The organism is Mycobacterium sp. ABE4_509 (assembly GCF_056160785.1).
Map to the genome: position 1 here is coordinate 1 of NZ_JBSWXU010000050.1, position 11,658 is coordinate 11,658.

11 protein-coding genes are annotated in these 11,658 nt (G+C 67.6%); 5 read left to right on the forward strand and 6 right to left on the reverse strand.

Annotation, left to right across the window (positions count from 1 at the left end; genetic code table 11):
- Positions 1–93: 93 nt before the first annotated feature.
- From ACXAID_RS12955 to ACXAID_RS12970, 4 genes are read right to left on the reverse strand one after another with little or no spacing between them, the layout of a single operon-like run.
- Positions 94–975, reverse strand: a complete 882-nt coding sequence (locus tag ACXAID_RS12955; protein ID WP_475022648.1) for a TIGR03619 family F420-dependent LLM class oxidoreductase — start codon at positions 973–975, stop codon at positions 94–96.
- Between the two features lie 5 nt (positions 976–980).
- Positions 981–2,189, reverse strand: a complete 1,209-nt coding sequence (locus tag ACXAID_RS12960; protein WP_475022624.1) for a thiolase domain-containing protein — start codon at positions 2,187–2,189, stop codon at positions 981–983.
- Positions 2,189–3,244 (reverse strand): thiolase domain-containing protein, encoded by a 1,056-nt coding sequence (locus ACXAID_RS12965; RefSeq protein ID WP_475022625.1) that lies wholly within the window; start codon positions 3,242–3,244, stop codon positions 2,189–2,191. Before ACXAID_RS12965 ends, ACXAID_RS12960 begins: the two co-directional genes overlap by 1 nt.
- A gap of 11 nt (positions 3,245–3,255) precedes the next feature.
- The gene (locus ACXAID_RS12970) at positions 3,256–4,245 is read right to left on the reverse strand and encodes a Zn-ribbon domain-containing OB-fold protein (protein WP_475022626.1); all 990 of its coding nucleotides are present in this window, start codon (positions 4,243–4,245) and stop codon (positions 3,256–3,258) included.
- A gap of 58 nt (positions 4,246–4,303) precedes the next feature.
- Here ACXAID_RS12970 and ACXAID_RS12975 point away from each other — a divergent pair, with 58 nt between their 5' ends.
- The 3 genes from ACXAID_RS12975 to ACXAID_RS12985 all read left to right on the forward strand — a co-directional run bounded on the left by ACXAID_RS12975 (position 4,304) and on the right by ACXAID_RS12985 (position 7,364).
- The gene (locus ACXAID_RS12975) at positions 4,304–5,335 is read left to right on the forward strand and encodes an LLM class F420-dependent oxidoreductase (protein WP_475022627.1); all 1,032 of its coding nucleotides are present in this window, start codon (positions 4,304–4,306) and stop codon (positions 5,333–5,335) included.
- Positions 5,336–5,443: 108 nt separating this feature from the next.
- The gene (locus ACXAID_RS12980; protein WP_475022649.1) at positions 5,444–6,124 is read left to right on the forward strand and encodes an acetoacetate decarboxylase family protein; all 681 of its coding nucleotides are present in this window, start codon (positions 5,444–5,446) and stop codon (positions 6,122–6,124) included.
- Positions 6,125–6,155: 31 nt separating this feature from the next.
- Entirely contained in the window at positions 6,156–7,364 is a 1,209-nt protein-coding gene (locus ACXAID_RS12985; RefSeq protein ID WP_475022628.1) for a cytochrome P450, read from the forward strand.
- Between the two features lie 12 nt (positions 7,365–7,376).
- Here ACXAID_RS12985 and ACXAID_RS12990 read toward each other — a convergent pair whose 3' ends face one another.
- The gene (locus tag ACXAID_RS12990; protein WP_475022629.1) at positions 7,377–7,949 is read right to left on the reverse strand and encodes an HD domain-containing protein; all 573 of its coding nucleotides are present in this window, start codon (positions 7,947–7,949) and stop codon (positions 7,377–7,379) included.
- A 28-nt stretch (positions 7,950–7,977) separates the two neighbouring features.
- Positions 7,978–8,712, reverse strand: coding sequence for a crotonase/enoyl-CoA hydratase family protein (locus ACXAID_RS12995; RefSeq protein WP_475022650.1), 735 nt, complete (start codon positions 8,710–8,712; stop codon positions 7,978–7,980).
- A 146-nt stretch (positions 8,713–8,858) separates the two neighbouring features.
- Here ACXAID_RS12995 and ACXAID_RS13000 point away from each other — a divergent pair, with 146 nt between their 5' ends.
- Together ACXAID_RS13000 and ACXAID_RS13005 are read left to right on the forward strand one after the other, a co-directional pair.
- The gene (locus ACXAID_RS13000) at positions 8,859–10,511 is read left to right on the forward strand and encodes an acyl-CoA synthetase (RefSeq protein ID WP_475022630.1); all 1,653 of its coding nucleotides are present in this window, start codon (positions 8,859–8,861) and stop codon (positions 10,509–10,511) included.
- Between the two features lie 13 nt (positions 10,512–10,524).
- The gene (locus tag ACXAID_RS13005) at positions 10,525–11,655 is read left to right on the forward strand and encodes an NAD(P)H-dependent flavin oxidoreductase (RefSeq protein ID WP_475022631.1); all 1,131 of its coding nucleotides are present in this window, start codon (positions 10,525–10,527) and stop codon (positions 11,653–11,655) included.
- Positions 11,656–11,658 lie beyond the last annotated feature (3 nt).

An 11,658-nucleotide genomic window follows, 5' to 3' on the forward strand; every position in this document is an offset into this window, starting at 1 on the left:
GCACCGACGAAGCCATCTCCTCGATACACCCCACCGCCCCATCAGTGTCGAACATGTGTTCGATACTGCCAGAAGGGTCCGACAAGTTCGGTGCTAGCGCTCCTGCCAGCCCGAGTGGATGTAGGTGTCGGCGAACCGCTTCAGTGAGTCCTTCTTCTGCTCGATCGGCGCGTCGAAGCCCAACCCGTCGAACACCCAGGGGATGACGATGTTGTCGGTGACGCCGGCCTCGGCGAGCTCACGGTGACCGTCGACGCCGAACTTGTCGATGCACACCGCCTGGAATTCGAACGGCTCCTCGGCGCGGCCGTACTCGGCGCGCAACGCGTTGATCCTGCCGATCGTCTCGGCCAGCTGTTCGCCGGTCATCATGGCGCTGGTCCAGCCGTCACCGACGCGGGCGGCCCGCTTGAGCGCGACCTCGGTGTGTCCACCCACGTAGAACGGCACCGGCTTGCCGGGGGCCGGGCTCATCTGCAGCCGGTCGAAATCGTAGAACTCGCCGTGGAACTCGACCATGCCGCCGGCCAGCACCAGCTTGAGGACCTCGATCATCTCGTCGACCCGCTTGCCGCGCTTGGCGTAGGGCACTCCGCACCACTCGAATTCCTCGGGCGCCCAGCCGATGCCGACGCCGAAACCGAACCGGTTGTTGGTCAGGTTGGCCACCGAGCCGACCTGACGGGCCAGCAGCAGCGGGTTGCGGGAGCCCAGCTTCATCACGTTGGTGTAGAAGCGCAGCGTGGAGGTCACCGCGCCCATCGCGCCCGCGGCGATCAGCGGGTCCACCCACGGGGTGTCCTCGTCCCACATCCGGGAGCCGTCCGGGGTGTAGGGGTAGTCGGCGGCCTGCTTTTCCATGTAGAACAACGAATCCGGCAGGGCGATCGAATCGAAGCCGACTTCCTCTGCGGTGCGGGCGATCTCGACCAGCTGGTCGACCGGCCCCATCGCCACACTGCAGGTGTACTGCATGCGGGTCATGACGCAGCGGGTTTGTACGGCTGATCCGGTTTGTCGCTGCTGACCACCCACATCGAGTAGTACTGCGCGCCACCGCCGTAGGCGTGGCCCAGAGCCTTGCGGGCGCCGGGCACCTGATGCTCACCGGCCTTGTTCATCACCTGGATGGCGGACTCGGCGAACCGGATCATCCCGGACGCGCCGATCGGATTGGAGGACAGCACCCCGCCGGACGGGTTGAACGGGATACGCCCGCCGATGGCGGTGTCACCGGCCTCGGTGATCTTCCACCCCTCACCCTCGGCGGCGAAGCCGAGGCTTTCCAGCCACATCGGCTCGTACCAGGAGAACGGCACGTACACCTCGGCGACGTCGATCTCGTCGATCGGGCTGGTGATACCGGCGGCCTTCCACAACGCCGCCGCCGCGTCGCGGCTGGCCTGCGGGTTGACCTGGTCGCGCCCGGCGTAGGCCAGCGGTTCGGTGCGCAGCGCGGTGGCGTTGATCCAGGCAACCGGGTGGCCGTCGGCAACCCGGGCGTCGGCGCTGGCCTCATCACCGATCACCATGGCGGCCGCGCCGTCCGAGGACGGGCAGGTCTCGTCGTAACGGATCGGGTCCCACAGCATCGGCGACTCCATCACCTTCTCCAGGGTGATGTCGGGCTGGTGCAGGTGCGCCAACGGGTTCTTCGCGCCGTTGAGCCGGTCCTTGACCGCCACCATCGCGCCGATGTGGGTCGGCGCCCCCGAACGACGGATGTAGGCGCGCACGTGCGGGGCGAAATACCCGCCGGCGCCGGCGCCGACCGGCTTGGTGAACGGAACCGGGATGCTCAGCGCCCACATGGCGTTGGACTCTGACTGCTTCTCCCAGGCCATCGTCAGCACCCGGCGGTACTTGCCGGACTGCACCAGGCTGGCCGCCACGATCGCCGTCGAACCGCCCACCGAACCGGCGGTGTGCACCCGGATCAGCGGCTTGTTCGTCGCGCCGGTGGCGTCGGCCATGAACAACTCGGGCATCATCACGCCCTCGAAGAAGTCCGGCGCCTTGCCCACGACGACGGCGTCGATGTCGGCCATCGTGGCCCCGGCATCGGCCAGCGCGCGATCGATGGCCTCGCGCACCAGTCCGTTCATCGACACGTCTTTGCGCTTGGCGACGTACTTCGTCTGTCCGGTGCCCAGCACCGCGGCCAGCTTCTTGCCAGTTGTCGGAGCCATCACTTGCCTTCCAGGACAGCGACCAGATTCTGTTGCAGCGCAGGGCCGCTCGTCGCATGTGCGAGCACCCGGGAGGCGTTGCCGTCGAAGATGTGCCGGGCGGCGAAGCCGATGCGCTCCAGGCCCGCGGAGAACATCGGGTTGGCCGACAGCGCGCCGCCGGACGGGTTGATCCTGGTCGAACCGTTCAGCCCGATCGCCTCTTTGAGGATGAGCTGCTGATGACTGAACGGAGCGTAGAGTTCGGCGATCTCCACCGACCCCGGATCTCCGCCGGTGGCCGCGGCGGCCGAGGCGGCCGTCGACGGCGAGGTGACGAGGTCTCTGGCCCCCAGCACCGGAGTTTCGATGCGGTGCTCGATCCCGGTGATCCAGGCCGGGTTCTCGCGCAGTTCGCGGGCCCGGTCACCGGCGGCCAGCACGATCGCCGACGCGCCGTCGGTGATCGGGGCGATGTCGTGGCGGCGCAACGGATCGGCGAAGAACGGACGCGCCAGCAACTCCTCGACGGATCCGGCGGGCTCCACCGAATCCGTGCGCGGCGCCGCGGTCATCGAATCCAGGGCGACCTGCGCCATGTCCTCGACGCTCCAGGTTCCCGCGTCCAGACCGAATCGAGCCTGCAGCCCGGCCATCGACACCGAATCCGGCCACAGCGGGGCCACCGTGTAGGGATCGGTCTGCAACGCCAGTACCCGGCGCAGGGTGCCGGCCGAGGACTTGCCGAACCCGTAGACCAGCGCGGTCTGGACCTCGCCGCTCAGGATCTTGATGTAGGCCTCGTACAACGCCCAGGCCGCGTCCATCTCCACGTGCGACTCGTTGATCGGGGGCACCGCGCCGATCGAGTCGATCGCCGAGATGAACGAGAACGCGCGGCCGGCAAGGTAGTCCGACGACCCCGAACACCAGAAGCCGATGTCGGTCTGTTTGAGGCCCAGCTCTTCGTAGAGCGTGTGAAAACACGGCATCAGCATCTCGACGCCGTTGGTGGTGCCGTCGGTGCGGCGCACATGGGGCGCGTGCGCGAAGCCCACCACTGCAACTTCAGTCATGCTCGTCCTGTCTAGAGGTGGTGCTTGTAGGAGTCGTAGTCGGCGTCCGGTTCGCCGGTCGGGCGGAAGTAGTCGATGTTGTCGATGCCCAGTCCCCACTCCTCGCGGGGCTTCCAGACGGCCTGGACCCGCATGCCCATCCGGACGTCGGCGGGATCGATTTCGGTGACCAGGTGCAGGAACGGGATGTCGGCCCCGTCGAGCAGCACGTAGGCGGCCACGTAGGGCGGTTTGATCCGCTGTCCCGAGAACGGGATGTTGATGATCGCGAACGTCGTCACGGTGCCCTTGTCGGACAGTTCGATGAACTGGTCGAGCTCAAGGCCGGTGGCCGGGTCGGCCTCCTTCGGCGGGAAGTACACCTTGCCGCCGCTGCCGGTGCGTGCGGCCAGCAGCTTGCCCTCCTCCAGCGCCCGCAGGAACTTGGATTCGGGAAGCGAAGCGGTGTGCTGGATTTCGATGCTCGACGGCGCCACCTGCATCGTCACCGGATCGAGGTCGAGGGCCGGCCCCTCGGGCTCGGGCTGGTCCCCGAGCGCGAAGTAGGCGATGTCGGTGATCGCGCCGACCGGCTCGTCGACCCAGTGCGCGTGCACCCGCGCCCCGGTGCGGACGTCATCGGCGGAGTCGGCGGCCACCGCGTGCAGCAGCGGGGTGTCGGCGCCGTCGAGTTTGATCAGCGCCCAGGCGAACGGACGGTCCAGCGGCTGGCCCTCGAGCGGGTGGGACTGCCACGTCCACGACATCACCGTGCCGACGCCGGCCACCGGCACCACCTCGGTCAGTGCCTCGTAGGTGACGGGGTCATACTCAGCGGGCGGAACCATCACGCGCCCGTCCGAACCGCGCACGCCGAGGATGCGGCGCTCGCGCAGCGCGGTGAAGAACTGGGACAGCAGTGGACCCACTGAACGGGTGTAGTCGAATGAGAGCTTCAGCGGAGCCGACAGCGGCTTCTCATGAGGCTCGATCTGCACCGGGCTGCCTTGGCTGGTGGTCACGGCATCGAGTAGAACAGGTTCTAAGAATGGTTTCAAGAACGGGCACGGAGGTAGCCGGATGAAGTTGGGTCTGCAGCTCGGTTATTGGGGTGCGCAGCCGCCCACCAACCACGCCGAACTCGTCGCCACCGCCGAGGAGGCCGGCTTCGACACCGTTTTCACCGCCGAAGCCTGGGGCTCGGACGCGTACACACCGCTGGCGTGGTGGGGCCGTGAGACGACCCGGATGCGGCTGGGCACGTCGGTGATCCAGATGTCGGCGCGCACCCCGACCGCATGCGCGATGGCCGCGCTGACGCTGGACCACCTCTCCGGTGGCCGCCACATCCTGGGGCTGGGCGTGTCCGGGCCGCAGGTCGTCGAGGGCTGGTACGGGCAGAAGTTCCCCAAGCCGCTGGCCCGCACCCGGGAGTACATCGACATCGTCCGTCAGGTGTGGGCGCGGGAAGCCCCGGTGGCCAGCGCCGGCCCGCACTACCCGTTGCCGCTGACCGGGGAGGGCACCACCGGCCTGGGTAAGAACCTCAAACCCATCACCCACCCGCTGCGCGCCGACATCCCGATCATGATCGGCGCCGAGGGGCCCAAGAACGTCGCGCTGGCCGCCGAGATCGCCGACGGCTGGTTGCCGATCTTCTACTCGCCGCGCATCGGGGCCATGTACAACGAGTGGCTCGACGAGGGGTTCGCCCGCCCCGGTGCCCGCCGCACCCGCGAGACGTTCGAGATCTGCGCGACCGCCCAGGTGGTCGTCACCGACGACCGTCCGGCGATCATGGAGCTGATGAAGCCCCACCTGGCGCTCTACATGGGTGGAATGGGGGCCGAGGACACCAACTTCCACGCCGACGTCTACCGCCGGATGGGCTACGCCGAGGTCGTCGACGACGTCACCAGGTTGTTCCGCAACGACCGCAAAGACGAGGCGGCCACGGTCATCCCGGACGAACTGGTCGACGACTCGGCGATCGTCGGCGATCTGGCCTACGTCCAGGAACAGATCAAGGCGTGGGAGGCCTCCGGGGTCACCATGATGGTGGTGGGTGCGCGGTCACCGGAACAGATCCGCGATCTGGCCGCGCTGGTCTGACGCCGGGTAGACACTTCCTTGCAGACTGTCTAGCCGGCGTTCTAGATTGAGGGTGTGACTGAAGCCACTGGTGCCAGCCAGCACACCATCGCCGGAACGGTACTGACCATGCCGGTGCGGGTGCGCACCGCGCAACAGCACACCGCGATGTTCGTGGTGGACGCCGACGCCGCCCAGCAGATGATCGACTACAGCGGTCTGCGGGTCTGCCGGTTCGGCAAGAACCGGGCGATGGTGGTGCTGATGCTGATGCACTACGACGACACCGACCTCGGCGAATACTACGAGTACGGGACCAACGTGATGGTCAATCCGCCGGGCTCGGACGCCGGCGGGGTCCGGGCACTGCAATCGGCGGGTGCGTTCGTCCACCACCTGCCGGTCGACCAGTCCTTCACGCTCGAGGCCGGCCGGACCATCTGGGGCTATCCGAAGGTGATGGCCGACTTCACCCTCCGCGACGGTCGTCAGTTCGGGTTCGACGTGAGCATCGACGGGAAACTGGTCATCGGCATGGAGTTCCGGCCGGGACTGCCGGTGCCCGCCGCGTTGACCGGCCGCCCCCAGGTGCACTCGACGTACTCGTGCCTGGACGGAGTCGTCCGCGAGACACCGGGGGAGATGCTGATGACCGGGGTGCGGTATCGCCCCGGTGGGGTGACGGTGCGGCTCGGCGACCACCCCTACGCCGCCGAACTCGCCTCGCTCGGCCTCCCCAAGAAGGCGCTCGTGTCCAGTTCGGCGGCCAACGTCGACATGACCTTCGGCGACGCACGCGTCTTCGCATAGCCGGCATCGACGAGAGACGAAAAGGAAAGAAATGACCTCAACCCTGTCCGGACTCGACGTCGACCTCGCCGACGGACGGTTCTATGCCGACGGGCACGCCGCGCGGGAAGCCTACAAGTGGATGCGGGCCAACCAGCCGGTGTTCCGCGACCGCAACGGGCTGGCTGCGGCCACCACGTATCAGGCGGTCCTCGACGCCGAGCGCAACCCGGAGTTGTTCTCCTCGACCGGCGGTATCCGCCCGGACACCCCGGGCATGCCCTACATGATCGACATGGACGACCCTGCGCACCTGCTGCGCCGCAAGCTCGTCAACGCGGGCTTCACCCGCAAGCGCGTGATGGACAAGCTGCCCTCGATCGAGACGCTGTGCGACACGCTCATCGACGCCGTCTGCGAGCGCGGGGAATGCGATTTCGTCCGCGACATCGCCGCTCCGCTGCCGATGGCGGTGATCGGCGACATGCTCGGTGTGCTGCCCGCCGACCGCGGCAAGCTGCTCCAGTGGTCCGACGACCTGGTGTGCGGGCTGAGTTCCCACGTGGACGAACAGACCGCCCAGATGTTGATGGACACCTTCGCGGCGTACACCGCGTTCACGATGGAGGTCATCGCCGACCGGCGGGTCAACCCCACCGAAGACCTGTTCTCGATCCTGGTGAACTCCGAGGTCGAAGGGCAGCGGATGTCCGACGACGAGATCGTGATGGAAACCCTGCTGATCCTGATCGGCGGGGACGAGACCACCCGGCACACCCTGTCCGGCGGCACCGAGCAGGTGCTGCGCCACCGCGATCAGTGGGACCGCCTGGTGGCCCAAGCAGACCTGCTCCCGGGTGCCATCGAGGAGATGCTGCGCTGGACCTCGCCGGTGAAGAACATGTGCCGCACGCTGACCGCGGACACCGAGTTCCACGGGACGTCGCTGAAATCGGGCGAGAAGATGATGCTGATGTTCGAAGCGGCGAACTTCGACGAGTCCGTCTTCGGTGATCCCGAGAACTTTCGGATCGACCGCGACCCGAACAGCCACCTGGCGTTCGGTTTCGGCACCCATTTCTGTCTGGGCAACCAGCTGGCCCGGCTGGAACTGAAGATCATGCTGACCAAGGTGCTCGCGCGGCTGCCCGACCTGCGGCTGGCCGACGACACCATGTTGCCGCTGCGGCCGGCGAACTTCGTCAGCGGGCTGGAGTCGATGCCGGTGGTGTTCACCCCCAGCGCGCCGGTGCTGGGCTAGCTGACATCACAGCTAAACCAGGTACGGATCGGTTCGGCCGACGGCCCCGAGCCGGGTGTTGACCCGGGCTGCGGCGGCCAGGATGTAGTCATCGCGGTGCGGATTGGCCCGCATGCCCGGCGAGTCGGGCGGGTGCCTGCGCCGCTTCTCGGCGAGCCGGGCCGACACCGCGACGAACGTGCCGTCCTGCATGGCGGTGTTGTCGGCGGTGGTGAGCACGTCCGAAGCGGTGTCCTCGGTGAACGCGAACGCTTCGAGCTCGGTGTCCAGGTCGCGGATCTGCGCGACGAAGCGGCTGCCGGAATGGTGGGCCACCAGATCGCAGACCGGGTCGGGCCAGTCGGTCGCGCGCAGGTAGCGTGCCCCGTCCAGCGGGTGGAAGCCGGTCGAGCTGAGTTCGGGCAGATAGCCGATGTCGTGCAACCACGCCGCGGCCACCAGGGCGTCGACGAGAGCGTCGTCGACGGTGACGGCGAGGACCTGGCAGCGGTGAGCCACCGCCCCCAGGTGCCGGAGGCGGGTGGGATCGTCGGTCATCAGCTCGGTGGCGAGCTCCTCGGCCGCAACGGTCAGGACTCCCGGCACGCCGCCGAGAATAACCCTCGGGGTAGGGCTACTTCATCTGGAAGTTCGGCGCGCGCTTCTCCTTGAACGCCCGCGGGCCCTCCTTGGCGTCCTCGGACAGGAACACCGGGATGCCGTTGGCGGTGTCGGGCTTGAACGCCTCGTTCTCGTGCATGCCCTCGGTCTCGCGGATCGTCTTCAGGATCGCCTGCACCGCCAGCGGCCCGTTGTTGTTGATCACCTCGGCGATCTCGATCGCCTTGTCCAGCGCGGAGCCGTCGGGCACCACGTGGCCGATCAGCCCGTAGGACAGTGCCTCGGCGGCGGTGATGTGGCGCCCGGTCAGCAGCAGCTCGCAGGCGATGGTGTACGGGATCTGGCGGACCAGCCGCACCGCCGACCCACCCATCGGGTACAGGCTCCACTTCGCTTCCGAGATACCGAACTTGGCGCTCTGGCCGGCGATGCGGATGTCGGTGCCCTGCAGGATCTCGGTGCCCCCGGCGATCGCCGGCCCCTCGACGGCGGCGATCAGCGGCTTGGTCAGCCGGCGGCCCTTGAGTAGCCCGTCGATTCGCGACGGGTCGTAGCTGCCGTCGGCGAACGAGTCGCCCGGCGGTTTGGCCGTCGCGGCCTTGAGGTCCATGCCCGCGCAGAAGTAGCCGCCCGCACCGGTCAGGATGCAGCTGCGGATGTCGGGATCGTTGTCCACCCGGTCCCATGACTCGACCATGATCGAGAGCATCTCGGTCGAGAGCGCGTTGCGTGACTCCGGGCGGTTCATGGTGACGATCAGCGTGTGTCCGCGCTGCTCAACGAGGCAGTCGGGCTGCTTGTCCGAACTAGTACCAGCGTCGCTCACAGGTGTCCGCCTTCCAGCGTCGATGCCACAGACTTGTCTGGAAATGTAACACGTTCTAATTTAGGGATGTGGCTCTGAATATCGCCGATCTCGCCGAGCACGCCATCGACGCCGTGCCTGACCGCGTGGCTCTGATCTCGGGAGACGAGAAGCTGACCTATGCCGAGTTGGAGGAGAAGTCCAACCGGCTCGCCCACTACCTGATGGACCAGGGCGTCAAGAAGGACGACAAGGTTGGGCTCTACTGTCGCAACCGCATCGAGATCGTCATCGCGATGCTCGGCATCGTCAAGGCCGGCGCGATCCTGGTCAACGTCAACTTCCGCTACGTCGAGGGGGAGCTGAAGTACCTGTTCGACAACTCGGACATGGTCGCGCTCGTGCACGAGCGTCGCTACTCCGGCCGGGTGGCCAACGTGCTGCCCGAGACGCCGAACGTCAAGACCATCCTGGTCGTCGAGGACGGCAGCGAGGACGACTTCTCCCGCTACGGCGGTGTGGCGTTCGAGGACGCGCTAGCCCAGGGCTCCCCGGAACGGGACTTCGGCCCGCGCAGCGAAGACGACATCTACCTGCTCTACACCGGCGGCACCACCGGGTTCCCCAAGGGCGTGATGTGGCGCCACGAGGACATCTACCGAGTCCTGTTCGGCGGCACCGACTTCGCCACCGGCGAACCGATCGCCGACGAGTACGGGCTGGCCAAGCAGGCCAAGGAGAGCGGCCCGATGGTCCGCTACCCGATTCCGCCGATGATCCACGGGGCCACCCAGTCGGCCACCTGGATGGCGCTGTTCTCGGGGCAGACCACGGTGCTGGAGCCCGAGTTCGACGCCGACAAGGTGTGGCGCACCATCCACGAGCACAAGGTCAACCTGCTGTTCTTCACCGGTGACGCGATGGCGCGCCCGCTGCTCGACGCGCTGCTGGCCCACCAGGACGAGGGCAACACCTACGACCTGAGCTCGCTGTTCCTGCTGGCCAGCACGGCTGCGTTGTTCTCCACCAGCCTCAAGGAGAAGTTCCTCGAGTTGCTGCCCGACCGGATCATCACCGACTCGATCGGCTCGTCGGAGACCGGCTTCGGCGGGTCCAGCGTGGTGGCCAAGGGCCAGTCGCACACCGGCGGCCCGCGGGTGACCATCGACAAGAACACCAAGGTGCTCGACGAGGACGGCAACGAGGTGGAGCCGGGTTCGGGTGTGCGCGGCGTCATCGCCAAGTGCGGCCACATCCCGGTGGGCTACTTCAAGGACGAGAAGAAGACGGCCGAGACGTTCAAGACGTTCAACGGGGTGCGCTACGCGATCCCGGGCGACTTCGCCGAGGTGGAGGCCGACGGCACCGTGACGATGCTGGGCCGCGGTTCGGTGTCGATCAACAGCGGCGGCGAGAAGATCTACCCCGAGGAGGTCGAGGCCGCCCTCAAGGGGCATCCCGACGTGTTCGACGCACTGGTCGTCGGCGTGCCGGACCCGCGGTTCGGCCAGCACGTGGCGGCCGTCGTGCACCCCCGGGAGGGAACCCGCCCGCGGCTGGCCGATCTGGATGCGTTCGTGCGCAACGAGATCGCCGGCTACAAGGTGCCGCGCAGTCTGTGGCTGGTCGACGAGGTGAAGCGTTCGCCCGCGGGCAAGCCCGACTACCGCTGGGCCAAGGACGTCACCGAGGAGCGCCCAGCCGACGAGGTCCACGAAAAGCACGCCGCGGTGAACTCCTAGAAGAGGATCGGCCATGAGAACCGAACTGTGCGATCGCTTCGGCATCGACTACCCGATCTTCGTGTTCACCCCGTCGGAGAAGGTCGCCGCGGCGGTCAGCCGGGCCGGCGGCCTCGGCGTGCTGGGCTGCGTCCGGTTCAACGACGCCGACGACCTCGAGAACGTGCTGTGCTGGATGGACGAGAACACCGCCGGCTTGCCCTACGGGGTCGACATCGTGATGCCGGCGAAGATCCCGACCGAGGGGACCTCGGTCGACATCAACAAGCTGATCCCGGCCGAGCACCGCCAGTTCGTCGACAAGACGCTCGCCGACCTCGGGGTGCCGCCGCTGCCCGAGGACGAGGCGCGTTCCGAGGGCGTGCTGGGCTGGCTGCACTCGGTGGCCCGCAGCCACGTCGAGGTCGCGCTCAAGCATCCGATCAAGCTGATCGCCAACGCGCTGGGTTCACCGCCCAAGGACGTGATCGACCAGGTCCACGAATCCGGGGTCCCGGTGGCCGCACTGGCCGGCTCGCCGAAACACGCTCTGCGCCATGTGGAGAACGGCGTCGACATCGTCGTCGCGCAGGGCCACGAAGCCGGCGGGCACACCGGTGAGATCGGCTCGATGGTGCTCTGGCCCGAGATCATTGACGAAATCGAGTCGCGCGGGCTGCACACTCCGGTGCTGGCCGCCGGCGGCATCGGCACCGGGCGCCAGGTCGCCGCGGCGCTGGCACTCGGAGCTCAGGGCGTCTGGATGGGCTCGGCGTTCCTGACGTCGGCCGAATACGACCTGGGGGTCCGGCTGGAGTCCGGCCGCTCGGTGATCCAGGAGGCGATGCTGACGGCCACGTCGGCCGACACCGTGCGCCGGCGCATCTACACCGGCAAGCCCGCGCGGCTGCTCAAGAGCCGGTGGACCGACGCCTGGGACGCGCCCGACGCCCCCGAGCCGTTGCCGATGCCGCTGCAGAACATCCTCGTCAGCGAGGCCCATCAGCGGATGAGCGAATCCGCCGACCCGACTACCGTGGCGATGCCGGTGGGTCAGATAGTCGGCCGGATGAACGAGATCCGGCCCGTCGCCGACATCATCGCCGAACTGGTCGCCGGATTCGACGAGGCCACCAAACGGCTGGACGGTATCCGCGAAGGCTGAATC

Bases quoted from the DNA above. Each gene is read 5' to 3' on its own strand.
- ACXAID_RS12955 (WP_475022648.1), bottom strand. From the start codon at position 975: ATGCAGTACACCTGCAGTGTGGCGATGGGGCCGGTCGACCAGCTGGTC.
- ACXAID_RS13005 (WP_475022631.1), top strand. From the start codon at position 10,525: ATGAGAACCGAACTGTGCGATCGCTTCGGCATCGACTACCCGATCTTC.
- ACXAID_RS12980 (WP_475022649.1), top strand. From the start codon at position 5,444: ATGCCGGTGCGGGTGCGCACCGCGCAACAGCACACCGCGATGTTCGTG.
- ACXAID_RS12975 (WP_475022627.1), top strand. From the start codon at position 4,304: ATGAAGTTGGGTCTGCAGCTCGGTTATTGGGGTGCGCAGCCGCCCACC.
- ACXAID_RS12965 (WP_475022625.1), bottom strand. From the start codon at position 3,244: ATGACTGAAGTTGCAGTGGTGGGCTTCGCGCACGCGCCCCATGTGCGC.
- ACXAID_RS12985 (WP_475022628.1), top strand. From the start codon at position 6,156: ATGACCTCAACCCTGTCCGGACTCGACGTCGACCTCGCCGACGGACGG.
- ACXAID_RS12995 (WP_475022650.1), bottom strand. From the start codon at position 8,712: ATGAACCGCCCGGAGTCACGCAACGCGCTCTCGACCGAGATGCTCTCG.
- ACXAID_RS12960 (WP_475022624.1), bottom strand. From the start codon at position 2,189: ATGGCTCCGACAACTGGCAAGAAGCTGGCCGCGGTGCTGGGCACCGGA.